Source organism: Streptomyces sp. NPDC031554, from assembly GCF_055580685.1.
The window spans coordinates 1157867-1180944 of sequence record NZ_JBVIKX010000001.1 but is presented as its reverse complement, the minus strand read 5'-3'; the positions used below and the strand labels follow the sequence as shown (position 1 = coordinate 1180944).

Annotated in this window: 26 protein-coding genes; 19 read left to right on the top strand and 7 right to left on the bottom strand. The window is 72.9% G+C overall.

From position 1 onward, the window contains the following. Positions 1–35 precede the first annotated feature (35 nt). The 10 genes from ACZ5FU_RS05265 (at position 36) to ACZ5FU_RS05220 (ending at position 8189) form a co-directional block, all read left to right on the top strand. The gene (locus tag ACZ5FU_RS05265) at positions 36–689 is read left to right on the top strand and encodes a UbiX family flavin prenyltransferase (RefSeq protein WP_451529546.1); all 654 of its coding nucleotides are present in this window, start codon (positions 36–38) and stop codon (positions 687–689) included. 184 nt (positions 690–873) lie between these two features. After that, positions 874–1329: an Lrp/AsnC family transcriptional regulator gene (locus ACZ5FU_RS05260; RefSeq protein ID WP_451529508.1), complete on the top strand. Its 456-nt coding sequence runs from the start codon at positions 874–876 to the stop codon at positions 1327–1329. Positions 1330–1386: 57 nt separating this feature from the next. Next, the gene (gene mqnE, locus ACZ5FU_RS05255) at positions 1387–2550 is read left to right on the top strand and encodes an aminofutalosine synthase MqnE (RefSeq protein WP_451529507.1); all 1164 of its coding nucleotides are present in this window, start codon (positions 1387–1389) and stop codon (positions 2548–2550) included. A gap of 238 nt (positions 2551–2788) precedes the next feature. Further along, positions 2789–3313 carry a GNAT family N-acetyltransferase gene (locus ACZ5FU_RS05250; RefSeq protein ID WP_451529506.1) on the top strand — a complete coding sequence of 175 codons (525 nt, stop codon included), beginning with the start codon at positions 2789–2791 and terminating at the stop codon, positions 3311–3313. A 127-nt stretch (positions 3314–3440) separates the two neighbouring features. Continuing rightward, a complete protein-coding gene (locus ACZ5FU_RS05245; protein ID WP_451529505.1) occupies positions 3441–3740 on the top strand; it encodes a DUF4229 domain-containing protein in 300 nt (99 codons plus the stop codon). A gap of 368 nt (positions 3741–4108) precedes the next feature. Further along, positions 4109–4639 carry a toxin-antitoxin system HicB family antitoxin gene (locus ACZ5FU_RS05240; protein ID WP_469044589.1) on the top strand — a complete coding sequence of 177 codons (531 nt, stop codon included), beginning with the start codon at positions 4109–4111 and terminating at the stop codon, positions 4637–4639. A 120-nt stretch (positions 4640–4759) separates the two neighbouring features. Beyond that, positions 4760–5650 (top strand): DUF4097 family beta strand repeat-containing protein, encoded by an 891-nt coding sequence (locus ACZ5FU_RS05235; RefSeq protein ID WP_469044588.1) that lies wholly within the window; start codon positions 4760–4762, stop codon positions 5648–5650. Positions 5651–5690: 40 nt separating this feature from the next. Continuing rightward, positions 5691–6704 carry an ATP-binding cassette domain-containing protein gene (locus ACZ5FU_RS05230; protein ID WP_469044586.1) on the top strand — a complete coding sequence of 338 codons (1014 nt, stop codon included), beginning with the start codon at positions 5691–5693 and terminating at the stop codon, positions 6702–6704. Next, the gene (locus ACZ5FU_RS05225) at positions 6704–7495 is read left to right on the top strand and encodes an ABC transporter permease (protein ID WP_451529501.1); all 792 of its coding nucleotides are present in this window, start codon (positions 6704–6706) and stop codon (positions 7493–7495) included. Before ACZ5FU_RS05230 ends, ACZ5FU_RS05225 begins: the two co-directional genes overlap by 1 nt. 49 nt (positions 7496–7544) lie before the next feature. After that, positions 7545–8189, top strand: coding sequence for a TetR/AcrR family transcriptional regulator (locus ACZ5FU_RS05220; protein ID WP_451529500.1), 645 nt, complete (start codon positions 7545–7547; stop codon positions 8187–8189). Between the two features lie 167 nt (positions 8190–8356). Here ACZ5FU_RS05220 and ACZ5FU_RS05215 read toward each other — a convergent pair whose 3' ends face one another. Next, positions 8357–9280: a MaoC family dehydratase gene (locus ACZ5FU_RS05215; RefSeq protein WP_451777639.1), complete on the bottom strand. Its 924-nt coding sequence runs from the start codon at positions 9278–9280 to the stop codon at positions 8357–8359. Between the two features lie 262 nt (positions 9281–9542). On the opposite strand from ACZ5FU_RS05215, the gene ACZ5FU_RS05210 reads away from it, so the two are divergent. After that, the gene (locus ACZ5FU_RS05210) at positions 9543–11465 is read left to right on the top strand and encodes an AMP-dependent synthetase/ligase (RefSeq protein ID WP_469044514.1); all 1923 of its coding nucleotides are present in this window, start codon (positions 9543–9545) and stop codon (positions 11463–11465) included. Positions 11466–11498: 33 nt separating this feature from the next. After that, positions 11499–11990 carry a hypothetical protein gene (locus tag ACZ5FU_RS05205; protein ID WP_451529497.1) on the top strand — a complete coding sequence of 164 codons (492 nt, stop codon included), beginning with the start codon at positions 11499–11501 and terminating at the stop codon, positions 11988–11990. Here the strand turns inward: ACZ5FU_RS05205 and ACZ5FU_RS05200 are convergent. Together ACZ5FU_RS05200 and ACZ5FU_RS05195 are read right to left on the bottom strand one after the other, a co-directional pair. Continuing rightward, complete coding sequence (locus tag ACZ5FU_RS05200; RefSeq protein ID WP_469044513.1) at positions 11933–12157, bottom strand: DUF397 domain-containing protein; 225 nt, start codon at positions 12155–12157, stop codon at positions 11933–11935. The two genes, ACZ5FU_RS05205 and ACZ5FU_RS05200, sit on opposite strands and share 58 nt — an antisense overlap. After that, entirely contained in the window at positions 12154–13017 is an 864-nt protein-coding gene (locus tag ACZ5FU_RS05195; RefSeq protein WP_469044511.1) for a helix-turn-helix domain-containing protein, read from the bottom strand. The genes ACZ5FU_RS05200 and ACZ5FU_RS05195 overlap by 4 nt, the downstream gene beginning before the upstream one ends. Before the next feature lie 134 nt (positions 13018–13151). Here ACZ5FU_RS05195 and ACZ5FU_RS05190 point away from each other — a divergent pair, with 134 nt between their 5' ends. Further along, positions 13152–13637 carry an ATP-binding protein gene (locus ACZ5FU_RS05190; protein WP_468643186.1) on the top strand — a complete coding sequence of 162 codons (486 nt, stop codon included), beginning with the start codon at positions 13152–13154 and terminating at the stop codon, positions 13635–13637. Between the two features lie 190 nt (positions 13638–13827). On the opposite strand, the gene ACZ5FU_RS05185 is transcribed toward ACZ5FU_RS05190, so the two are convergent. The 3 genes from ACZ5FU_RS05185 to ACZ5FU_RS05175 all read right to left on the bottom strand — a co-directional run bounded on the left by ACZ5FU_RS05185 (position 13828) and on the right by ACZ5FU_RS05175 (position 15568). Beyond that, complete coding sequence (locus ACZ5FU_RS05185) at positions 13828–14367, bottom strand: GNAT family N-acetyltransferase (RefSeq protein ID WP_468643184.1); 540 nt, start codon at positions 14365–14367, stop codon at positions 13828–13830. A gap of 58 nt (positions 14368–14425) precedes the next feature. After that, positions 14426–15148, bottom strand: a complete 723-nt coding sequence (locus tag ACZ5FU_RS05180; protein WP_468643182.1) for a class I SAM-dependent DNA methyltransferase — start codon at positions 15146–15148, stop codon at positions 14426–14428. Between the two features lie 216 nt (positions 15149–15364). Continuing rightward, positions 15365–15568, bottom strand: coding sequence for a cold-shock protein (locus ACZ5FU_RS05175; protein WP_003974443.1), 204 nt, complete (start codon positions 15566–15568; stop codon positions 15365–15367). Positions 15569–15867: 299 nt separating this feature from the next. Between ACZ5FU_RS05175 and ACZ5FU_RS05170 the strand changes: the two genes are divergently transcribed. From ACZ5FU_RS05170 to ACZ5FU_RS05150, 5 genes are all read left to right on the top strand, one after another. Further along, complete coding sequence (locus ACZ5FU_RS05170; protein ID WP_451527072.1) at positions 15868–16716, top strand: menaquinone biosynthetic enzyme MqnA/MqnD family protein; 849 nt, start codon at positions 15868–15870, stop codon at positions 16714–16716. Between the two features lie 73 nt (positions 16717–16789). Next, positions 16790–18514 carry a serine/threonine-protein kinase gene (locus ACZ5FU_RS05165; RefSeq protein WP_468643180.1) on the top strand — a complete coding sequence of 575 codons (1725 nt, stop codon included), beginning with the start codon at positions 16790–16792 and terminating at the stop codon, positions 18512–18514. A gap of 60 nt (positions 18515–18574) precedes the next feature. Beyond that, a complete protein-coding gene (locus tag ACZ5FU_RS05160; RefSeq protein ID WP_468643177.1) occupies positions 18575–19390 on the top strand; it encodes a prepilin peptidase in 816 nt (271 codons plus the stop codon). A gap of 72 nt (positions 19391–19462) precedes the next feature. Beyond that, a complete protein-coding gene (mqnC, locus tag ACZ5FU_RS05155) occupies positions 19463–20662 on the top strand; it encodes a cyclic dehypoxanthinyl futalosine synthase (protein WP_451527069.1) in 1200 nt (399 codons plus the stop codon). A 7-nt stretch (positions 20663–20669) separates the two neighbouring features. Continuing rightward, on the top strand, positions 20670–21317 hold the full coding sequence (locus tag ACZ5FU_RS05150; protein ID WP_451777657.1) for an amidohydrolase family protein: 648 nt from the start codon (positions 20670–20672) through the stop codon (positions 21315–21317). A gap of 6 nt (positions 21318–21323) precedes the next feature. Here the strand turns inward: ACZ5FU_RS05150 and ACZ5FU_RS05145 are convergent, their stop codons facing one another. Then, positions 21324–22358: a chitinase gene (locus ACZ5FU_RS05145; RefSeq protein ID WP_468833736.1), complete on the bottom strand. Its 1035-nt coding sequence runs from the start codon at positions 22356–22358 to the stop codon at positions 21324–21326. 307 nt (positions 22359–22665) lie between these two features. On the opposite strand from ACZ5FU_RS05145, the gene ACZ5FU_RS05140 reads away from it, so the two are divergent. After that, positions 22666–23067: a hypothetical protein gene (locus ACZ5FU_RS05140; protein WP_469044441.1), complete on the top strand. Its 402-nt coding sequence runs from the start codon at positions 22666–22668 to the stop codon at positions 23065–23067. Positions 23068–23078 lie beyond the last annotated feature (11 nt).

Sequence of the window (23078 nt, the reverse complement as noted above, 5' to 3'; positions counted from 1 at the left end):
ACGCTCAAGGTGTGAACGCAGGAGAAACGCAGCGCGTGCCTTGGATCGTGGGGGTCTCCGGGGCGTCCGGGACGCCCTATGCCGCCGCCGTGCTGCGCGCGCTGCTCGCAGCCGGTGAGAGCGTCGACCTGGTCGTCAGCCGGGCCTCGCGGCTCACGCTGCTCGACGAGACGGGGATCTCCTTCCGGGACGCGCACTGGCGGGACGACCTGCGGGAGTGGCTCGCGCGGGGCGCCGACGGGAAGCCGGACGCCTTCGACGTCGACGTCGACGGGGACGCCGTGCGGTACTGGGCCGCCGGCGACCTGGCGGCGGGGCCGTCGTCGGGGTCGTACCCGGCGAAGGGGATGCTGATCGTGCCCGCCTCGACGGCCTGTGTCGCGGGGGTCGCGCTGGGGCTGTCCAAGGACCTCCTCCAGCGGGTGGCCGCCGTGACGCTCAAGGAGCGCCGCAGGCTCGTCGTCGCCGTCCGGGAGACCCCGCTGAACGGGCAGACGCTGCGGCAGCTCGTCGCCCTGGACGAGGCGGGCGCGAGCGTCGTGCCCGCCTCCCCCGCCTTCTACGCGGGCGCCACCCACATCCAGGACCTGGTCGACTTCGTCGCCGGCCGGGTCCTCGACGCGGCGGGCGTGGGGCACGGTCTCTACCGCCGGTGGAAGGGCGAACTCGGCGGCGCCCGCCCCGCCTGAGGCCGCCGGACAACCCGGGGAACCGGACAACCCGGGGAACCGGAGAAGCCGGGGAACCGGGAAGCCGGAGACCCCCGGAGAACAGCGCCACCCCGCACCACCCACCTCTCACGACCCCAGTAACTCTTCAGACCTTTCAGATCTTTCAGACTTCTCGGACCTCTTCATCGGAAGGCTCGATCGCATGGACGCGGTGGACAGGCAGCTCATCCAGGCCCTGAGGGAGAACGGCCGGGCCTCGTACGCGGAGCTGGGGCGTCTCGTCGGCCTGTCGGGACCCAGCGTCACCGACCGCATCAACCGGCTGGAGGCGGCCGGCGTCATCACGGGCTACCGGGCCACGGTGGACGCCGCCTCGCTCGGCCTCGGCGTCACCGCCCTCATCGGCATCTCCCTCTCCGACGCCGCCGACCACGAGGACGTGGCCGCGCGGATGAAGGACCTCGGCGAGATCGAGGACTGCTGGTTCATCGCCGGCGACGACTCGTTCATGCTCAAGGTGCGGGCGAACGACGTCGACGGGCTGGAGCGGATCATCCGCCGGCTGTCGGGGACGAAGGGCGTCTCCCGGACCCGTACGACGATCGTGCTCTCCACCAAGTGGGAGAACCGGGTGGGGGAGCTTCCGGAGGAGGTCTGACGGGCGGGGCGTACGGTTGGCGGAGTCTGTCTCAGGGCGAACGGAAGAGGTAGGGGCATGGACGTCGGGCTCAAGCGCGAGCTGGAGCAGAAGGTCGGGGCCGGTGAGCGGCTGACCCGCGAGGACGGCATCGCGCTGTACGAGTCGGACGACCTGGCCTGGCTGGGCGGACTCGCGCACGAGGTGCGGACGCGCAAGAACGGCGACGTCGTCCACTTCAACGTCAACCGGCACCTCAACATGACGAACGTGTGCACGGCCTCCTGCGCGTACTGCTCCTTCCAGCGCAAGCCGGGGGAGAAGGACGCGTACACGATGCGCATCGAGGAGGCCGTCAAGCTCGCGAAGGCGATGGAGTCGGAGAACCTCACCGAGCTGCACATCGTCAACGGCCTGCACCCGAACCTGCCGTGGCGGTACTACCCGCGCTCCCTGCGCGAGCTGAAGGCCGCCCTGCCCGGCGTGTCCCTGAAGGCCTTCACGGCCACGGAGATCCACCACTTCGAGACGATCAGCGGTCTGTCGGCGTCCGAGATCCTCGACGAGCTCATCGACGCGGGCCTGGAGTCCCTCACCGGCGGCGGCGCGGAGATCTTCGACTGGGAGGTCCGTCAGCACATCGTGGACCACCGCACCCACTGGGAGGACTGGTCGCGGATCCACCGCCTGGCGCACGAGAAGGGTCTGAAGACCCCGAGCACCATGCTGTACGGCCACATCGAGGAGCCCCGCCACCGCGTGGACCACGTCCTGCGGCTGCGTGAGCTCCAGGACGAGACCGGCGGCTTCCAGGTCTTCATCCCGCTCCGCTACCAGCACGACTTCGTGGACATGAAGGACGGCAAGATCCGCAACCGCCTTCAGGCCCGCACCCGGATGGCGACGGGCGCGGAGGCCCTCAAGACCTTCGCGGTCTCCCGCCTCCTCTTCGACAACGTCCCGCACGTCAAGGTCTTCTGGGTCATGCACGGCGTCCAGACCGCCCAACTGGCCCTCCAGCACGGCGCGGACGACATGGACGGCTCGGTCGTCGAGTACAAGATCACCCACGACGCCGACAACTACGGCACCCCCAGCAAGCTGACCCGCGAGGACCTCCTGGACCTCATCCGCGACGCGGGCTTCCGTCCGGTGGAACGCAACACCCGTTACGAGATCATCCGCGAGTACGACGCCCCGGACCCCGCCCGCCGGGACTCCCCCCAGCCGATGCGCCTCTGACGAACGCCACCTGTCCGCAGGCGGGGCGGGTGTCCCCACGCCGGGGGCCGGCCCCGCTCGCGGACGGGAGCGACCGGCCCCACCCCGGGGCCGGACCTGCCCGTGGACGAAGGGCGACCGCCCCCTCCCAGGGGTGCGGGGAACCGCGCGACCGGCCCCACCGGACCCGCACCCGTCCTGTCCCGCCTCCGGAGGGGTCCGCGCGCCTCTCGCCGATGGTAAGGATTACCATCCCTCCGTGTCCCTTACCTTCACTCTCGACCCCGCCGTCACCCCCGACCTGCGCGACGGCCTCCTGGACCTGTGGACGGACGTCTCCAACGCGGGCGGGGCCGTGGGTTTCGTACCGCCCGTGACCCGTGAACTCGTCCGCCCGGAACTGGTCCGCCACCTCGTGCAGATGGCCGAGGGCCGCACCCGCCTCCTCGTCGGCCGGGACGAGGCGGGCGACGTGGCGGCGGCCGCGTTCCTCACCGCCAACACGCACCGCCTGATGACCCACTGGCTGTGGCTGTACACGGTGATGGTGCACCCCCGCCACCAGGGCAGGGGGTACGGCCGCGACCTGCTCGCCGCCGCCGCCGACGCGGCCCGCACCGTCGAGGGCGTGGAGGCGATCCGGCTCACCTGCCGGGGCGGCCTCGGCCTGGAACGCTTCTACGCGTCCTGCGGCTACAAGGAGGTCGGCCGCGTGCCGGACGCGATCAGGGTGGCACCGGGCGACGACCGGGACGACATCACGATGCTGCTCCCGCTGGGCTGACGGCACCGGTCCGCCCCCGGTGCGGGACCGCAAGCCGGGCGTGCTTCACTGGACGGTGCCGGATGGGGACCTTCGGGACCTTTTCGCCTCCCCCGCGGGGGGCCCAGAGACGGAAGAGTGGGTTGAGATGCTCCGCTACACGCTGATGCGCCTCGGTGTCTTCGTCGGCTGTTTCGCGGCCGTCTGGGGACTCGTGTACCTCGGCGTCTTCCCGCGTGGCCTGGGTGACTCCAACGGCATGTGGATCGTGCTGCTCGCGCTGGTGCTGTCCGCGCCGATCAGCTTCGTCCTGCTGCGCAAGGAGCGCGACCGCGCCTCGGAGACGGTGGTGCGCAGGGTGGACCGGATGAAGGCGGGCCTGGAGTCCAGTCGCTCCCAGGAGGACGAGGCGGCCGACTCCCCCCGGGCTCAGAGCCAGCCCTCGTAGGCGGGCGCCCGTCCCCCGGAGGGCGGGACCATGCGGGCTGCGGTGAACGGCTGAGGCCGTGACCGCGGCCCGTTCGCGTGTGCGGGGGCCGCGGCCCGTCCGCGTGCGCCGGGGCCGGGACCCGTTCACGTGCACCGGGACCCGTCCGCGTGCATCCCCGCGGGCCACGCGCCGACGCCCTCGGTGGCCTCGATGGCGCCATCGTGGTGTCGTATGGCGCCACGGTAAATCCCCCGCCGCCTCCGAGTGTGCGACGGCGGCGTTCCGGCGCGCCGATTCCGGAAGGAAACGCCAGGTCGGAGCGGCTAACGCCAAGAAGGTGCCATTAAGGCTCGCGCGTGGCGCCATGTGTGTGCCATCATGGCGTCATGGACCTCACCCCCTACGTCGACAACCTCCGGCACGAACTGGCCGTCGCCGCGAACGCCGGTGGCGACGACGCCCGCGCCCTCGCCGAGCGGCTCACCGCCCCCCTGGAGTCCGCCGCCCGCCTGACCCTCCTCAACGCGCTGTCCGCCGCCATGGGCGAGGTCACGCGGGAGCTGGCGCCGGGCTCGGTCGACGTACGGCTGCGCGGACTCGACCCGGAGTTCGTGGTGACGGCACCGCCCGCCGCCGAGCCGTTCGCGGAGGCGCGGGAGCCGCTCGCGGCCCCCGTCGCGCCCGCCCCGCCGCCGGCGGACGCCGACGACGGCGCCATGGCGCGGATCAACTTCCGTCTCCCCGCCCACCTCAAGGCCCGCGCCGAGGACGCCGCGGCGGCCGAGGGCCTGTCGGTCAACGCCTGGCTGGTGCGGGCCGTGTCCGTCGCGCTGGACGGCGGCGAGCGCGCCGCCCCGCCGGGCCGCGGCAAGGGCACGGGCGCGGGCGGCCGCGGCTTCACCGGCTGGGTCCGCTAGGCCCCGCCGGCCACCGCGCGCCACCCCTTCACCGGCGGATCGCCGACCGATCCGCCGACGTCACCTCTCACCCGCCCCACCAGCGGAAACACCCCACCGAGCCAAGAGGACGGCACAGCCATGCCTGCTTTCGAGACCCCCGAACCGATCTCCGTCGTCCTCGAGCTGGAGGTCGGCACCGCCCGCGTCACCGCGGGCGAGCGCACCGACACGGTCGTGGAGGTGCTGCCGAGGAACGGCTCCGACGACCACGACGTACGCGCCGTGCAGCAGACCCAGGTCACCTGCTCGGGCGGCCGCCTGACGGTCAGGACCCCGAAGAAGCGGTCCCTGTTCGGCAAGCCGGGCGCCGTCGAGGTGAGCATCGAACTGCCCGCCGGATCGGACGTCCGGGGCACCACCGCCATGGGCGACCTCCTCTGCGAGGGCCGCCTCGGGGACGTCGCGCTCAAGACCTCGCTCGGCGGCCTGCAGGCCGACGACGTGGCCGGCGCCGACCTGAGGACCGACCTCGGCGACATCCGCCTGACCCGCGCGACCGCGGACGTCGAGGTCGTCGGCGCGGGCCGGATCGAGATCGGCGCGGTCGCCGGCGCGGCGACCGTCAAGAACGGCAACGGCGTGACCGGGATCGGCGAGGTGGGCGGCGCCCTGAAGGCCAACGCGGCCAACGGCGACATCTCCGTCGCCGTCGCGCACGGCGCCGTCGTCGCCAGGTCCGCCAACGGCCGCATCGAGATCGGCGTCGCCCACGCCGACGTCGAGGCGATGTCGTCCAACGGCCGCGTCCGCGTCGGCGACGTGAGCCGCGGCCGCGTCGAACTGCGCACCTCGGTCGGCGACGTCGAGGTCGGCATCCACGAGGGCACCGCCGCCTGGCTCGACGTGACCACCAAGTTCGGCACCGTGCGCAACGCGCTCGGCCCCTCCGACGGCCCCGCGGACTCCGACGAGACCGTCGAGGTGCACGCCCGCACCGGCGCCGGCGACATCCTGATCCGCCGCGCCTGACCCCGCACACCCCCCTCCCCCTCCCGGAAAGGGAAGCGGCATGACTTCCACCCAGACGTCCGCGCCGGCCGCCGCACACCGGCCGGCGCCGGCGATCACCGCCACCGGACTGCGCAAGTCCTACGGCGAGAAGCTCGTGCTCGACGGCATCGAACTGAGCATCGCCGAAGGCACCGTCTTCGCGCTGCTCGGGCCCAACGGCGCCGGCAAGACCACCACCGTGGAGATCCTCTCCACGCTCATCGGCGCCGACGCGGGCGAGGCCCGGATCGCGGGCCGCCACCTGACCCGGGACGCCGACGAGGTGCGCACCCTGATCGGCGTCACCGGCCAGTTCTCGGCGGTCGACAACCTGCTGACCGCCGAGGAGAACCTGCTCCTCATGGCGGACCTGCACCACCTGGACCGGAGCGAGGGCCGGCGGCGGGCCGCCGACCTGCTGCGCCGCTTCGACCTGGCCGAGGTGGCGGACAAGACGGCCGCCACCTTCTCCGGCGGTATGCGGCGCAAGCTGGACCTGGCGATGACCCTGGTCGGCGACCCCCGGGTCATCTTCCTCGACGAGCCCACCACGGGACTCGACCCGCGCAGCCGGCGCACCATGTGGGAGATCATCCGCGCCCTCGTCGCCGACGACGGCGTGACCGTCTTCCTGACCACCCAGTACCTGGAGGAGGCCGACCAGCTCGCCGACCGGATCGCCGTGCTGGACCACGGCCGGCTGATCGCCGAGGGCACCCCCGAGGAGCTGAAGCGGCGCATCCCCGGCGGGCACGTCCGGGTGCGCTTCGCCGACCTCCGGGCACTGGACACCGCCGTGGCCGCCTTCGGCATCGGCACCCGCGACGAGGACTCCCTCACCCTCCAGATCCCCGGCGACGGCTCCGTCGCCGACCTGCGGGCCGTTCTCGACACCCTGGAGGCCACCGGGGCACGGGCCGAGTCGCTCACCGTGCACACCCCCGACCTCGACGACGTCTTCCTGACCCTCACCGGCCGGCCCCGCCCCGCCGACACCGCCGGCACCGCCGCATCGCCGAAGGAGAACGTCTGATGGCCACCGTGTCCTACGCCGCCCGGGACTCCAGGACGATGCTGCGGCGCAACCTCAAGAAGGCCCTGCGCTACCCGTCCCTGACGCTCACCGTCGTCATCATGCCCCTGATGATGCTGCTGCTGTTCACCTACGTCTTCGGCAACGCCCTGGGCGCCGGCATCAGCGGCCTGCCCACCGGCGGCGGCGACTACATCGACTACGTCGCGCCCGGCATCATCCTGATGGCCGCCACCTCCGGCGCCCTGACCACCGCGATCAGCGTGTGCGTCGACAAGACCGAGGGCATCGTCAACCGCTTCCGCACGATGCCGGTCTCCCGGACCGCCTTCCTGACCGGCCACGTCGTCGCGGGCGTGATCCAGACGATGACCAGCGTCGCGCTCGTCATCGGGGCCGCCCTGCTGATGGGCTTCCGTCCCGACGCGACGCCCGTGGAGTGGGCCGCCGCGCTCGGCCTGCTCACCCTGCTCACGCTCGGGCTCACCTGGCTCTCCGCGGGCATCGGCCTGGTCGCCAGGAACCCGGAGACCGCCAGCAACATCCCGATGCCGCTGACCTTCCTGCCCTTCGTCGGCAGCGCCGTCGTGCCGACCGATTCCATGCCGGCCGGCCTGCGCTGGTTCGCCGAGTACCAGCCGTTCACCCCGGTCATCGAGACCCTGCGCGGTCTGTGGCTCGGCACCGGGATCGGCTCCAGCGCGGTCGTGGGCCTCGCCTGGTGCGTGGGGCTCGCCCTGCTCGGCTACCTGTGGGCGCGCCGTACCTTCCAGGCCGGCGCCGAGCGGTGACCGCCGCTCTCCCGGCCAAGTGCGCGGGTCCGCACTAGTCTTGGCTCCCATGGGTGCCGTGAAGACCAAGCGGATGCCGCGTGCGGTCCGTGAGCAGCAGATGCTGGACGCCGCCGTGGAGACCTTCGGGCGGCGCGGGTACATGGTCGCCTCGATGGACGAGATCGCCGAGCTGGCGGGGGTGTCCAAGCCGCTGGTCTACCTGTACCTGAACTCCAAGGAAGACCTGTTCACCGCGTGCATCCGGCGCGAGGCCAAGGCGCTCGTCGAGGCGGTGCGCGCGGGGGTGGACACGGAGCTGACGGCCGATCGCCAGCTCTGGGAGGGCCTGCTGGCGTTCTTCGCGCACACCGGCCGCCACCCGCACGCCTGGTCCGTCCTGCACATCCAGGCCCGCACCCACGGCGAGACGTTCGCGGCCGAGGTCACGGCGATGCGCGCGGAGATCGTGGCGTTCGTGACCCAGCTGATCGCGGTCGCCGCCCGCGAGGCGCACCGCGACCCGGACCTGCCCGACCGGGAGGTGGCGGGCCTGGCCGAGGCCCTGGTGGGCGCCGCCGAGTCCCTGGCCGCCTGGGCCAACACGACCGGATCGGTCACCCCCCGCCAGGCGGCGGCCACCTTGATGAACTTCGCCTGGGCGGGCCTGGGCAACCTGATGACCGGCCGGCCCTGGACCCCACCGGAGTCCTGAACCGGGACCTCGGACAAGCGCCCCGGACCGAGGCCCTGGACCGAGGCCTTGGCCCGGACCCCCGGCCCGGACCCCCGGCCCGGACCCCCGGCCCGGACCCCCGGCCCGGACCCCCGGCCCGGACCCCCGGCCCGGACCCCCGGCCCGGACCCTCGCGCCCAGGCCGTTCAGCCGGCCGGGGACACCGGCTCCACCCGCCCCCGCAGGTGCACGCGCCCCTCCCCGCCCGTCCCGCGCAGTTCGAACCGTCCCGCCTCCGCCGCGAAGGCCACCGTGCCCGGCAGCAGGACGGGAGCCCGGAAGCCGACGCGGACGCGTGCGGCGTCCGGGGTGCCGTGGGCGGCGAGGCAGCGGGCCGCGGTCCACATGCCGTGGGCGACGGCGCGGGGGAAGCCGAGGAGGCGGGCGGTGAGCGGGGAGAGGTGGAGGGGGTTGCGGTCCCCGGAGACGGCCGCGTACCGCCGTCCGACGTCGGCGCCGAGCCGCCACTCGGCCACCGCGGGCAGCGGGCCCTCCGCGTCCGACGGGGCCCGGCCGCCCTCCCGGTCCGGCGTCCGGTGCCGGGCGAGGTAGGCGCTCTCCGACTCCCACACCGTCTCCCCCTCCTGCCGCAGCTCCGTGACGACGACGGCCTCCGTGCCGCGCCGGTGCGGGGCCAACCGGTCGACACGGACGAGGAGTTCGTACGTCCCGGCGGCCGGGAGGGGCCGGTGCCGGGTGACGGAGAGCGACGTGTGGACCAGGCCGAGCAGCGGGAGGGGGAAGGCGCGGCCGCTCATGATCCGCATGGCCAGGGGGAAGCCCAGGACGTGCGGGTAGGTGACCGGCAGGGCGTCGTCGCCGGTCGGGAAGCCGCACACCCGCTCGTAGGCGGCCAGCCGGACGGGGTCGACGCGCAGCCGGGGCAGGGCGAGCGCCCCGCCGGAGAAGGCGGCGCCGGGGCGGGGCCGCCTGAAGGGCGACAGGAGCGCGCCGCGGGCGAGGAGCGGACCGAGGGCCGGGGGAGCGGAGAGCGCCGCAACGGCCGCGGTGTCCGCCCCCTGCCGGCGGGACGCGCTCGGGCCGGCCGGTCCTGTTTCTTCCCTCTGCACGGTTTCCCCTCTCCCAGATCCTTACTCTGAAGTAAGGTTACCGCCGGTAAAGCCTTCGGCGCCCGCTCCGGCAGGTTGCACAGCCCCGGCCCACGAACACCCCCGAACCCGCACGATCCCCACACGTCAGCCCCGTACGATCCCCTTCCTGATCAGGGAGCGGTCCCTTTCTGCGGGTCCGTCCCGGTTGAACGCCTCGACGTGCGAGGCACGTACCTCATGCAGCAAGCAGTCCGGTCGCTGCACGCCCAGGGAGCCGCCCGTGTCCACCCCGTACTCGTCCTCCACCCCGGCCTTCGCCGGCTACGACGCTCCCCCCGCCCTGGTGGAACCCGAGATCCGCAGGCTGGACGGTGTCGTGCGGGAGGCGGCGATGCCGGTGTTCGCGCGCCCCACGACGCACGGCTCGCTCGCCGAGCTGCCGTTCGACAACGCGGCGGAGGCCCCCGACACGGTGGTCCTCAGCCGCAGGGACGCCGAGGGCCGGTGGACGGACGTGACGGCACGGCAGTTCGCCGCCGAGGTCCTCGCCGTGGCCAAGGGGCTGATCGGCGAAGGGCTGATGCCGGGCGACCGGATCGCCGTCATGGCCCGTACGAGGTACGAGTGGACGCTCCTCGACTTCGCCGCCTGGGCGGCCGGACTGGTCACCGTCCCCGTCTACCCGACCTCCTCCGTCTTCCAGACCCGGTGGATCCTCCAGGACTCCGGCGCGGTCGCCCTCGTCACCGAGACGGTCGCGCAGGCGGCGGCCGTCGGCCCCGAACGCGACCGGCTGCCCGACCTGCACCACATCTGGGTCATCGAGAAGGGCCACGTGGACCGCCTCGCCGAACTGGGCGAGCGGCACGTCCCGGAGACCGAGGTCGACGTCCGCCGGGGCATGCTGGTCCCCGACACCCTCGCCACCCTCATCTACACCTCGGGAACCACCGGCCGCCCCAAGGGCTGCGCGCTCACCCACGGGAACTTCTTCGCCGAGGTCGACAACGCCATCGAGCTGCTCTACCCGGTCTTCAGGTCCTCCACCGACGACCTGTCCGTCCTCCTCTTCCTCCCCATGTCGCACGTCTTCGGGAGGATGGTCGCCATCGCCTGCGTCCGCGCCCGCGTCCGCCTCGGCCACGCCCCGAGCCTGAAGGCCGACGAACTCCTCCCGGACCTGGCCGCGTTCAGACCCACCTGCCTGCTCGCCATCCCGTACATGCTGGAGAAGATCTTCAACACCGCCCGCGCGAAGGCGGAGGCGGGCGGCCGGACGTCCACCTTCGACCGCGCCGTGAACACCGCCGTCCGCTACGGCGAGGCCGTCGAGGCCCACAACGCGGGCGGCAGCGGCCCCGGCGCCGCCCTGCGCGCGGCCCGCGCCCTCTACGACCCGCTGGTCTACCGCCGCATCCGCAGCGCGATGGGCGGCCGGGTCCGGCACGCCATCTGCGGCGGCTCCCCGCTGGGCCGCCGCCTCGCCGCCTTCTACTCCGGCGCGGGCATCGAGATCTACGAGGGCTACGGCCTCACCGAGACCACCGGCGCCTCCACGGTCACCCCGCCGATGAAGCCCCGCCTGGGCACCGTCGGCTGGCCGCTGCCCGGCACGAAGATCCGGATAGCGGCCGACGGCGAGATACTCATCGCCGGCGGCCACGTCCTGCGCGGCTACTGGGACCCGGCGGCCGGCGGGGTCGTCCCCGCCGCCCCCGACGGCTGGCTGGCCACCGGCGACCTCGGCGAACTGGACGACGAGGGCTACCTCACGATCACCGGCCGCAAGAAGGAGCTGATCATCACCTCCGGCGGCAAGAGCGTCGCCCCCGCCCCGCTGGAGAACTGGCTGCGCTCGCACCCCCTGATCTCCCAGGCCATGGTCCTGGGCGACGGCCGCCCCTACGTCGGCGCCCTGCTCACCCTGGACCCCGACGGCCTGACCCACTGGCGCCAGATGAACGGCAAGCACCCCGTCCCGGTCGAACTCCTCATCGACGACGAGGAGTTGAACGTCGTCCTCCAGCGCGCGGTCGACGAGGCCAACAAGCTGGTCTCCCGCCCCGAGTCGATCCGCCGCTTCGCCGTCCTGCCCCGCGACCTCACCGAGGCGGAGGGCCACCTCACCCCCTCGATGAAACTGCGCCGCGAGGCGGTCCTGCGGGACTTCGCCGACGCGGTGGAGGGCCTGTACCCGCGGTAAAGGGCTCGCGGCGGGGCGCCACGGCCGGGCAGGATGCCGGTCGTGAACGCCATCGAGTTCTTCCACTACCCGCCGGCCGGGAGCCCGGACCACCCGGACCACCGGGTGTGGGGCGTCCGGGTCGACGGGACCGACCTGCGCACGCTCGTCGGGGAGGCGACGTACCCGCTGTGGCGGGCCGAACTGGCGGGGGAGTTCGACGACGAGGCCGAGGACGAGAGGGAGACCGCCGAGCAGGTCCGGGCCCAGCACGACGGCCTGGGCGTGACGGAGTTCGAGGACCACTTCCGCGCGGCGGGGGACACCGTGCCGCTCCTCGGCTGCTCCTGCGGCGTCTGGGGCTGCTGGCCCCTCATGGCCCGGATCGCCCTCACCCCCACGACGGTGACCTGGTCGTCCTTCCGCCAGCCCTACCGGGAGCAGTGGGGGGAACTGGCCATGGGCCCCTACGAGTTCCCCCGCGACGCCTACGAGGCCGCGCTGGCGGCTCCGCCGGTGCTGGACGAGGACCCGCTGCTGCCGTAGGGGAGGAAGCGCGCCCAGGCGGCGGGGGAGAGGCTCAGGGCGGGACCGCCGGGGTTCTTGGAGTCACGGACGTGGACGGCGGCGGGACAGACGGCGGCTTCGAGGCATTCGCCGCCGCCTCCGTCGCTGTAGCTGGACTTGAACCAGTTGAGTTCTTGGCTATTCACAACTCTCCCAGCTTCTCGTCGATCAACGCCCTTGATTCTCTGGGCGGGAGGGCCATCGCCCGGATCATGCCATAGCGGTCGACGATCTTCCTGACCTCCTCCGGATCAGTGATCAGCCGGGGATATTCCTGGATTTCGGTATACGCAACCTGCGGGTGCCTCTGGGGGGTCAGCAAGTTGAATGCCCCTCCCATGTTGGGATGGTCCTCGATGCTGGTCGGCATCACTTGGATCTCCACGCTCCGCAGGCCGCTGACCTGAAGCAGCTGTTTCAACTGTGTCTCATGGACGGACCGTCCGCCGATCGGTCGGTCCAAGACGACCTCCTCCAACACGAAACTGCACATGGGCGGTGGCCACTTGCCGAAGATCTGCTGCCGAGCCAGCCGGTCGGCAATGCGCTTCCCGATCGTCTCCTCGTCCAGCAGTGGCCGACGACGGGAGAACACCGCCCGTGCGTAGTCCTCCGTCTGCAACAGGCCCGGCACGCCCTGGTTGGCGTAGAAGTGCAACTCGCGCGCCTCCGCCTCCAGGGCGGCGTAACTCCGGTACCACTCCGGGTGCCGCGTCCGGACCCTGCTCATCGCCTCCCGCACCTCGGGGATCGCGTCGGCGAGCATTCCCCCGGCGTCCAGCAGGGCGTCCGCCTTCTCCAGCACCTCCGGCCGGATCAGCCGTACCCCCCGCTCCATCGACGAGATGGCGTCCGGGCCGTACCCGACCAGCACGCCGAAGTCCTTCTGCGTCAGCCCCTTCCGCTCGCGCAGCCGCTTCAACATCTTGCCCAGCGCCGTGAACAGCCCCGTCGTCCCGTCGGACTCCGCCGGCGTCTCCGGCCTCCGCTCGCGGTCCTCCTGCATGCCACCCCGCCCTTTCGCACGTGCCCGTGGTCGCGCCGACGCCCCGTACGCGCCTCTCTGCGCACACGTACAGCTACGGAGAGTCGTGGATGCGCCCTTGGCCAGGGTAGGGACAACGGGTCAGGCTGAGTCGTGTGAATTCCGAAATCTCCACCCAGATCCCCACCCCCCTTGGCGAACTCACCCTCCGCCTCAGCTCCACCCCGAGGGGCGCCCGGCTGGCCCGGCGGCTGACGGCGCAGCAGCTCGACGCCTGGGGGCACCCGCACGGCGGGGACGCCAACGACACCGCGCAGCACGTCGTCGCGGAGCTGGCGGCGAACGCCGTGACGCACGGCCGCGTGCCGGGGCGGGACTTCGAACTGCGGCTGCTGCTCCTCCCCGAGGACACGCTCCGTGTCGAGGTGAGCGACGCGCGGGGCGACCGGTGGCTGCGGATCGTGACGGACCCGGAGGCGGAGGGCGGCCGGGGCCTGGTGCTGGTCGCGGTGCTCGCGAGGACGTGGGGCGTCGACGAGCGGGAGGTGGGCAAGACGGTGTGGGCGGAGCTCCCGCTCGCCGCGCGGAGGGAGACCGCTCGCCGGGCCGTGTCCGCGAAGCCGACGGGGCCGGAGTCGTAGGCGGGGCGCAGCGGCACCGGGAGCCTGCCGTGCCCGGAGCGGAGGTCTACGCTCGGTGCCCTGGCTGCACGAGCCCGGAGAACAGCGCGCCTTCGCGCCACTCCTTCCAGCGCCCGCATGACCCGCAAAGCCGCGCCTCGGCAGCGAGAACAACGGCGTTGCGAAAGTTCCGCCCTGCCGAAGCGCGCACTCAACTGGAGGGCGTGACCGGGGCCCGCAGGCCGAGCCACTGATCGGCGTCCCAGGCCCGGAACCGCTCTGCCTCGGTGAACCCCAGCTTCGCCGCGAGGCGCATCGAGCGAGCGTTGGCGGTCTGCGTGGCGAGCACCACCGGCTCACCCGGAAGCACGTCTTCGAGCCAGTCCAGTGCCGCTGCGCACGCTTCGGCGGCATACCCGAATCCCCACGCCCGCGGCAGGAACAGATAGCCGAGATCGACCTTCCCCACGGCGGAGGGGCACACGTGCTCCGTTACTCTCCGGAGCAGGATCTGGCCGATCATCACCCCGTCGAGATCGACGACGAAACTCCCGGACCGCCGCCCGGGCACCTCGGGCATCTCGCCCTCAAGCTCGTCACGCGGCCGGGGGCCGCCGAGGTAGGTGTGCACCTCCGGCGAGGCGTGCAGCTCGACGAACGCCGCACGATCCCTGGCCTCGGGCTCACGCAGCACGAGCCTCTCAGTCCTGATCGGTGCAGGCGGCCACGCAACGGGTCCGAGATCGTTCATGTCGGCCAGCCAATCAGCGCCTCGGTAGCGATCAAGACTCGCGGTCCCTCCTGGCTTCTTATCTCCCCGAAATGTCTTGATCGTTGTCAGAACAGACCGAAGACCACGCAGAAAGGGGCGAGCTTCGTGACAGATCCTGGGCGCAGGCGATCAGGTAGGCCTGCGGCACCTTCTCGGCGAGGTCGGGCTCCGGGGCGCGGACCGTGCGGGACCGTACGGAGAAACCGGCGTCGGTGAGCAGCTCGGCCATGGCCTCCGGCCGGCGGCGGTGGAAGTCCAGGGACACCGGGTGGCCCCAGGGCCGGTCGTGGTGCTGGGGCTCGTCGCCGACCTGGAAGGCGAGGAGGGCGTGGCCGCCGGGCCGCAGGACGCGCCGGAACTCGGCGAACAGGCGGGGCAGTTCCTCCACCGGTGTGTGGATCGACGAGTACCAGGAGACGAGCCCGTCCAGCGAGCCGTCCCCGTGGGGCAGCTCCAGCATCGAACCCCGCTCGAACCGGATGCCCGGATTCTCCCGGCGCGCCACCGCCAGCATCGATTCCGACAGGTCCAGCCCGGACAGGGACAGCCCGAGCGACGCGAGGTGGCCGGTCACCCGCCCCGGTCCGCAGCCGAGATCGGCCACCCTCCCGCCGGAGCCGACGAGTTCGGCGTACACCGCGAACACGGCCCGGTCCCAGGGGAGCTTCGCGTGCAGGTCGCGGAAGCGGTCGGCGTAGTCCTCGGCGACGGCGTCGTAGAAGGTGCGGGTGGCGGTGAGGAAATCGGGAGCTCCGGTCATGCGCGGGACCGTAGCCGGTCCCTCCGACACCGGTCCCGGACGGCGGCCGACGCACGCGTACGGCCCTCGCCCCCGACCCGTACGGAAACAGCCCGCCGGGTGCCGCGGTGGCCGGTGCGGACGCCCGCCGTCGCGGAAAGGCAGGAGCCCCGTCGCCTTGCGGCGCGGGGCTCCTTGGGTACTGCTCTCAGAGACTTGCGTCAGGGAGTGGTGCGATCAGACGGGGGTGACGTTCTCCGCCTGCGGGCCCTTCGGGCCCTGGGTCACGTCGAAGGAGACCTGCTGGTTCTCCTCGAGCGAACGGAAACCCTGCGCGTTGATCGCGGAGTAGTGGACGAAGACGTCGGGGCCGCCGCCCTCCTGGGCGATGAAGCCAAAGCCCTTTTCGGCGTTGAACCACTTCACGGTTCCGGTAGCCATAAGCCCTCCTTGGGCCCAAAGGGTTGCCCTGCTCCAGAACCCTGCAAGCGTGAAAGCTAGTGCCGCACAACTGCATACGTCTGAAAACGACGAGAGCCCGCGGTTACATGCTCCGCAGGCTCTGTACTGCAAGGGAAACCAAACTGCAACTTGCGGGCGAGCCTAGCACGCGGGCAGCCGAAAGCAACAGAGGTCAAGATCACGCCACTCGGACGTTTGAAGATCTGGAAAAGGGGTTGACGTCTGCCGTGGCGGGGGGTGGACTCCGCAGGCTACCGGACGGGGTCTATCGTCGCGATGTGGACAATTCTCGCACCCGGCCGCGCGTCGGCCACATCCAGTTCCTGAACTGCCTGCCCCTGTACTGGGGGCTCGCGAGAACCGGCACCCTCCTCGACTTCGAGCTGACCAAGGACACCCCGGAGAAGCTCAGCGAGCGGCTGGTGCGGGGGGAGCTCGACATCGGGCCCGTCACCCTCGTCGAGTTCCTGAAGAACGCCGACGACCTGGTCGCCTTCCCCGACATCGCCGTCGGCTGCGACGGCCCCGTCATGTCCTGCGTCATCGTCTCGCAGGTGCCGCTGGAGGAACTGGACGGCGCCCGCGTCGCCCTCGGCTCCACGTCGCGCACCTCCGTGCGCCTGGCCCAGCTCCTGCTCTCCGACCGCTACGGCGTCCGGCCCGACTACTACACCTGCCCGCCCGACCTCAGCCTGATGATGCAGGAGGCCGAGGCGGCCGTCCTCATCGGCGACGCGGCCCTGCGGGCGAACCTGCTGGACGCCCCGAAGTACGGCCTCCAGGTGCACGACCTCGGCGCGCTCTGGAAGGAGTGGACCGGTCTGCCGTTCGTCTTCGCGGTGTGGGCCGCCCGCCGGGACTACCTGGAGCGCGAGCCGGTCATCACCCGCAAGGTCCACGAGGCCTTCCTCGCCTCCCGCAACCTCTCCCTGGAGGAGGTCGCCAAGGTCGCCGAGCAGGCGGCCCGCTGGGAGGCCTTCGACGAGCAGGTGCTGGAGCGGTACTTCACCACGCTGGACTTCCGTTTCGGCCCCGCGCAGCTGGCGGCCGTCACCGAGTTCGCCCGCCGCGTCGGCCCGACCACGGGTTTCCCGGCCGACGTGCACGTGGAGCTGCTCCAGCCGTAGCGCAGGCTCTAGGCTGCTGGCGGCCCCACCGGGGCCACGGAGGCCACGGGTCTACGGGGGAGGGGTGGTCGTCATGCAGCCGCTCGGTGCCGGCGAGCCCGCCGAGGTGGGCCCCTACCGGCTGCTCGGCCGGCTCGGCTCCGGCGGGATGGGCCGCGTCTACCTGGGGCGCAGCGCGGGCGGCCGCACGGTCGCCGTGAAGATCGTGCACCCGCACCTCGCGCTCGACGAGGAGTTCCGCGCCCGTTTCCGGCGCGAGGTCGACGCCGCCCGGCGGGTGGGCGGTGCCTGGACCGCGCCGGTCCTGGACGCCGACCCGGCGGCCGACGTCCCCTGGGTCGCCACGGCCTACGCGGCCGGGCCCTCGCTGGCCGCGGCCGTGGCGGGCGGCGGCGCGCTGCCCGAGCACACGGTGCGGGTGCTGGGAGCGGGCCTCGGCGAAGCGCTCGCGGCCGTCCACGGACTGGGCCTGGTGCACCGGGACGTGAAGCCCTCCAACATCCTGCTCACCGTCGACGGCCCCCTGCTGATCGACTTCGGCATCGCCCGCGCCACGGACGGCACCGCGTCCCTCACCTCGACCGGGGTGTCGGTCGGCTCCCCCGGCTACATGGCCCCCGAGCAGATCCTCGGCAGGAGCGTCACCGGCGCGGCCGACGTCTTCTCCCTCGGCGCGGTCCTGGCGTACGCGACGACCGGTGAGCCCCCGTTCCCCGGCGACTCCTCGGCCGCCCTGCTCTACAAGGTCGTCCACGAACAGCCCGAACTGGGCGCCCTCGACGGCGACCTGCGGGAGCTGGTCGCGGCCTGCCTGGCCAAGGAACCGGCCGAGCGGCCCGCCCCGGCGGAGGTCGCCCGCCGGCTCGCTCCGCGGGGGGCGGCCCGGCTGGTCGCCGCCGGCTGGCTGCCGGGGCGGCTGGTGGAACAGGTGGGGCGCGGCGCCGTGGAACTGCTGAACCTGGAGGCGGCGGGAGCGGGCACCGGGGCGGAGCCGGTCTCCGGGCCGGTCGGCTTCAGCAGCGCCTCGGTGGGGTTCGGCGGTACGCCGGCGGGAGGGGCGCAGGCCCCGGCCGCGACGGGGGAGGCCCGGGCCCCGGCCAGGGTGGGGGAGTTCGGGCCGGCGCCGGTGATGCCGGGGGCGACGCCGGCCGTGCCGGCGCCGCGGGGCGACGGCGGCAGCGGTGAGGGGGACGGCGGCGACCGGCGGCCCGGCGGGGTGTCCCTCTCCTTCGCGGCCGCGGCGACGCCCGGCGAGGGCGGACGCGGGCGGCGGCTGAGCTGCACCCTGGCGCTCGCGGTCGCGGGCGCGCTGGCGGCGGTGACCGTGGGCTCGGCGTTCCTCCTCGACCTGATGCCGGGTTCGGGCTCCGGCGACAAGGACAGCGCCGCGGGCGACGGCGCGTCCTCCCCGGCCCCGCCGGCGGGCACCGCCCCGGCCGGGTCCGCAACGGTGCCCACCGCCTACGTCGGCACCTGGGAGGGGCAGGGCAGCGGCCTGGGCGGCCGGCTCCCCATGGGCACCTTCCGGCTGACGGTGAGACAGGCCGCCGTGGGGCAGGAGCTGGGACGGCTGCGCCAGACGGACGTGCTCGGCGGCATCTGCCTCGACATCCTGACCCTGGAGAAGGCGACGCCGAAGGAGCTGACCGCCACCTCCGTCGGCGCGGCGACCAACCACGACGGCTGCAACCCGGCCCCCCACACCGTGCGGTTGACGCGCACGGGCGACGACCTGACGTACCGGTCGCGGAGTCCGGCCGAGGGCGACCCGGTGGCGCGGATGTCGCGGGTCGGGTAGCGGGCGGCACGGGCGGGCCGGCGAAGGCGTCGGCGACGAGCGGAGAGGGAGCGGATTTCCTTGACCGGTGGGCCGATCGACGCCCTGCTGATCGTCCTCGCCGTGGTGTGGGGCGCGACGACGGGAGCGGTGCTGCCACGGGCGGCGTACCGGTTCTCGGTGGAACTGGAGGACCCCGGCGAACCCGAGGCACCCGAGGAGGGCGGCGACGGGGACGGTGAGGGGCCCGGCTTCGTCGACCCGGGTCCGCGCCGGACCTGCCCGGCCGGCCACCGCCTGCGCGGCTGGCTCGGCCCCGCCCGCTGTCCGCGCTGCCCCCGCACGGACCCGCCGTACGGCCCCGGCGCCCTCCGCCTCCCCCTCGTCACCGCGCTGCTCTGCGCCGGCCTGGCGCTCGCCACCGGTGTCCGGCCCGAGCTGGCCGTGTGGCTGGCGCTGACGCCCGTCGGGGTGCTGCTGGCCGCCGTCGACCTGCGGGTGCGGCGGCTGCCCGACCCCCTCACCCTGCCCCTCGCGGCCACCGCCCTCGCCCTGCTCGGCGTGGCCGCGCTGCTGCCCGAGCACGCCGGCGACTGGACGACGGCCCTGCTGGGCTCCCTCGCGCTCGGCGCCGGTTACCTCGTGCTGCACCTGATCAACCCCGGCGGCATGGGATTCGGCGACGTGAAGCTCGCCCTCGGCGCGGGCGCCGCCCTCGGCTGGTACGGCTGGGCGACGGTCATGCTGGGCACCCTCGCCGGATTCCTGTCGGGCGCGCTGTACGGCGGGGCGCTCCTGCTCGCGGGCCGGGCCGGGCGCCGGACGGCGATCCCGTTCGGGCCGTTCCTGATCGCCGGCGCCTGGGCCGGTGTGCTGGCGGGGGCGTACGCGGCCTGAGGTGAGCCGGTCACAGGCGCTGGCGTAGGCTGGCCGGGTCCGTCCACAACCCTTGACGAAAGGGACGCCCCGGTGACCGAGAAGGCCGACCTCCAGTCCGTCCTCGACCGTGCCGCCGAGGGTGGGCGGATCACCCCCGAGGAGGCGCTCGCCCTCTACCGGGACGCGCCCCTGCACGCGTTGGGCGCCGCCGCCGACGCCGTGCGCCGCCGTCAGTACGCCGGCGTCGAGCACATCGCGACGTACATCATCGAGCGGAACATCAACTACACGAACGTGTGCGTCACGGCGTGCAAGTTCTGCGCCTTCTACGCGGCGCCCAAGGACACGGCCAAGGGCTGGACGCGCGATCTGGACGACATCCTGCGCCGGTGCGCGGAGACCGTCGAACTCGGCGGCACCCAGATCATGTTCCAGGGCGGACACCACCCGGACTACGGCGTGGAGTACTACGAGGAGCACTTCTCCGCCATCAAGAAGGACTTCCCGCAGCTCGTCATCCACAGCCTGGGGGCGAGCGAGATCGAGCACATGGCGCGGATCTCGAAGGTGTCCGTCGAGGAGGCGATCCGGCGCATCCACGCCGCCGGGCTCGACTCCTTCGCCGGCGCCGGCGCCGAACTGCTCCCCGCCCGCCCGCGCAAGGCGATCGCCCCGCTGAAGGAGTCCGGCGAGCGCTGGCTGGAGATCATGGAGATCGCGCACGGCCTCGGCGTGGAGTCCACGTCGACCATGCTGATGGGCACCGGCGAGACCAACGCCGAGCGCATCGAGCACCTGCGGATGATCCGTGACGTACAGGACCGGACGGGCGGCTTCCGGGCCTTCATCCCGTACACCTACCAGCCCGAGAACAACCACCTCAAGGGCCGCACCCAGGCGACCCTCTTCGAGTACCTGCGGATGATCGCGATCGCCCGCCTCTTCCTCGACAACGTCCGTCACATCCAGGGCTCCTGGCTGACCACGGGCAAGGAGGTCGGCCAGCTGTCGCTGCACTACGGCGCGGACGACCTCGGCTCGATCATGCTGGAGGAGAACGTCGTCTCCTCCGCCGGTGCCAAGCACCGCTCCAACCGCCTGGAGATCATCGACCTGATCCGCAGGGCGGGCCGCGTCCCGGCGCAGCGCGCGACGACGTACGAACACCTCGTCGTGCACGACGACCCGGCGGACGACCCCGTCGACGAGCGGGTCGTCTCCCACATCTCCTCCACCGCGATCGAGGGCGGCACCGCGCACCCCGAGCTGAAGCTGCTGGCCTCCAACTGACCGTCCCGTGCTGACGATCCACACCGCCGGCCTGCTGGTGTCCGGTGCCCCCGAGCGGCCCTCCCTGGCCGGCGGCGCGGTCCTGGTCGACGGCCGCGAGATCGCGGCCGTCGGTCCCTACGAGGAGCTGGCGGCCGCGTGTCCGACCGCGCGCGTACGGCGCTGGCCCGGGCTCCTGGCCCCCGGACTGCTGAACCCGTACGGGCCCGAACTGCTGGAGCGGGCCTACCATCCGGATCCGCGGGAGGCCGGCGAACTCGGCACCGAACCGCTCACGGGCGCCGCCCTGGCGGCCCTGCCCATGACCGACGCCCGCTGGGGCGCGAGCGCACGGCGGGGCGTGCAGCGGCTGCTGGCGCACGGGACCGTGGCGGTCGCCGGGGAGTTGCGGCGGCCCGCCGTGGTGGACGCCGTGCGCCGGGCCGGGCTGCGCGTCGAGGAGCGGCCGGAGGACCCCGGGGGAGAGCCGGGTCTCGACCCGCTGGCCGGGCGGAGCCTGGCGGAGGCCGTCCTGGCGCCGCTGCTCCCGTTCGTCGGCCGGCCCGCCACCTTCACGGTCTTCGACGTCCCCGACGAGGCGGCGCTGAGGACCCGGGGCGCCGCCTGCTGCGTGGCCACGGTGCTGGCGGGCCGGCTGCTCCACCGGTCCAGGTGAGCCCCGCTACCCCGAGAACGCCTCCCCGAAGGCGCCCGCCTCCTGCTCCACCCCGCTGCAGTCGGTCAGCGCGTCGTCCGCGTCGGTGCCCTCCTCGCACCGCCGGTCCCGGAACGTCGACCACATCGACACCCAGGAGACGCCCTTCTCCTCGGCGAACGCCCGCACCTGCGCGGCGTCCGCGAGCGTGAAGGTCTCGCCCGCGACGTCGTTGACGCCGATCATCGAGGTGAGCGCCATCCCCTTCCAGGCCTCGGCGTCCCCCGTGCCGAAGACCTCCTTGAGCTGGGCGTGCGCGGCGGTGGCCGAGGTGACGGCGTACCCGCCCATGTCCCCGGTGTACGACTCCCCGTAGTTCATCGTCATCAGGTTGACGGCGGACACCTGGACGTCGTACTTGTTCGCCGAGGCCAGCAGCGCGAGGCCGTCGGAGTCCAGCCCCGACGGCATCACCGGGAGGGTGAACGAGACCTCCAGGTCCGGGCGTTCCTCCTGGAGCGCGGCTATCGCCCGCGAGCGCAGGGCGACCGAGTCGGGGTCGGTCAGCTCCTCGCCCTCGATGTCGAAGTCGGCCCGGGTGGAGCCGGCCGCGTCGAGCGCCGCGCCGTAGGCCTCGGTCAGCTCCGCCACGCTGTCGCAGGCGGCCGCCAGCTCCTCGCCGGACGCGCCGCCGAAGGAGACCCGCACCGAGGCGCCCGTCGCGGTGAGCGCGGAGACGCGCGAGACCACGGTCGCGTCGTCGACCGCGTGGACGCCGTTCCACCGGGGGGTGCAGCCGCTGCCGTCGGAGATGACGAAGGCCAGGTTGTACGTCGCGGGGGAGCCCGCGGCGTCGTTGGCGGAGGCCTCCGCGGCGTTGACGTAGGGGGCGTACGCCGTGCCGGACGTCGCGCCGGCGCCGGCTCCGGGACTGGCGCCGGCGCTCTGCCGCGGTGTCGCGGGTGCCGCGTCCGACGTGCCGTCGGACCCCGCGGAGCATCCCGCCGTCGCCAAGGCGAACAGGCAGGTGAGCCCGGCCGCCGGCCTCAGGAAACTCCTCATTGCGCATGCACCCGCTCTCGTGATTTCTGTCTCAGGACGGAAACACATGCCGTTCCCGGACTCGAAATGTCTCACATTCGGGCGGCCCGAGCCCGGACGGGGAACACGTGGACACGTGAGGGATAAATGCGGTCAAAAGGGGGTTGAAAAACGACCAAAAGGCGCGATCTTTCCCGACCTCCCGAAGGCCGGTCCCGTGGGTCTCCGCCTCATCTCTCAGGCAAGGGACAGGTTCGGCCGTTCCTCACGGCTCTCTCACAAGAAGACCGGAGTTCGAGTCACATAAAGGCTCCCTAATATCCGGGGAATGCATTCCGAGCCCGCCATCGAAAGCCGTGCCGCCGCTCGTGGTCGCCGTCGCAAACGCGGCGACGACTCCGCCGCCGAGGGCCCCGTGTTCGTTGACAACTCCGGACGCCGGTCCAGACTGCTGCGCCGGATCGGCCTCCTCATGGGCGCCGGCTGCCTCGTCTACGCGGCCGTCCTCGGCGCCGCCTTCATGGGCTGGGGCACCTCGCTCGCCCCGTCCTCGCTGCTGCCGTTCGGCGGCGACGCCCAAGAGGGCCGGGGCCCCGGCGGGATGCGCCCGGAGGGCGGCCTCGGCGACCAGCTCGGTCTGCCGGGCGCCACCCCGCCCACCGGCGCGGCCTCCCCGTCCCCGTCCGCCCCCGTCTCCCCGTCCGTCCCCGCCTCCGCGGCCGCCAACTGACCGGAACGCAG

Excerpts from the sequence above, each read along its gene's own strand:
- ACZ5FU_RS05260 (WP_451529508.1), top strand. The coding sequence starts at position 874 with ATGGACGCGGTGGACAGGCAGCTCATCCAGGCCCTGAGGGAGAACGGC.
- mqnE (WP_451529507.1), top strand. The coding sequence starts at position 1,387 with ATGGACGTCGGGCTCAAGCGCGAGCTGGAGCAGAAGGTCGGGGCCGGT.
- ACZ5FU_RS05245 (WP_451529505.1), top strand. The coding sequence starts at position 3,441 with ATGCTCCGCTACACGCTGATGCGCCTCGGTGTCTTCGTCGGCTGTTTC.
- ACZ5FU_RS05240 (WP_469044589.1), top strand. The coding sequence starts at position 4,109 with ATGGACCTCACCCCCTACGTCGACAACCTCCGGCACGAACTGGCCGTC.
- ACZ5FU_RS05235 (WP_469044588.1), top strand. The coding sequence starts at position 4,760 with ATGCCTGCTTTCGAGACCCCCGAACCGATCTCCGTCGTCCTCGAGCTG.
- ACZ5FU_RS05230 (WP_469044586.1), top strand. The coding sequence starts at position 5,691 with ATGACTTCCACCCAGACGTCCGCGCCGGCCGCCGCACACCGGCCGGCG.
- ACZ5FU_RS05225 (WP_451529501.1), top strand. The coding sequence starts at position 6,704 with ATGGCCACCGTGTCCTACGCCGCCCGGGACTCCAGGACGATGCTGCGG.
- ACZ5FU_RS05220 (WP_451529500.1), top strand. The coding sequence starts at position 7,545 with ATGGGTGCCGTGAAGACCAAGCGGATGCCGCGTGCGGTCCGTGAGCAG.
- ACZ5FU_RS05205 (WP_451529497.1), top strand. The coding sequence starts at position 11,499 with ATGCCGGTCGTGAACGCCATCGAGTTCTTCCACTACCCGCCGGCCGGG.
- ACZ5FU_RS05195 (WP_469044511.1), bottom strand. The coding sequence starts at position 13,017 with ATGCAGGAGGACCGCGAGCGGAGGCCGGAGACGCCGGCGGAGTCCGAC.
- ACZ5FU_RS05185 (WP_468643184.1), bottom strand. The coding sequence starts at position 14,367 with ATGAACGATCTCGGACCCGTTGCGTGGCCGCCTGCACCGATCAGGACT.
- ACZ5FU_RS05180 (WP_468643182.1), bottom strand. The coding sequence starts at position 15,148 with ATGACCGGAGCTCCCGATTTCCTCACCGCCACCCGCACCTTCTACGAC.
- ACZ5FU_RS05175 (WP_003974443.1), bottom strand. The coding sequence starts at position 15,568 with ATGGCTACCGGAACCGTGAAGTGGTTCAACGCCGAAAAGGGCTTTGGC.
- ACZ5FU_RS05165 (WP_468643180.1), top strand. The coding sequence starts at position 16,790 with ATGCAGCCGCTCGGTGCCGGCGAGCCCGCCGAGGTGGGCCCCTACCGG.
- ACZ5FU_RS05145 (WP_468833736.1), bottom strand. The coding sequence starts at position 22,358 with ATGAGGAGTTTCCTGAGGCCGGCGGCCGGGCTCACCTGCCTGTTCGCC.
- ACZ5FU_RS05140 (WP_469044441.1), top strand. The coding sequence starts at position 22,666 with ATGCATTCCGAGCCCGCCATCGAAAGCCGTGCCGCCGCTCGTGGTCGC.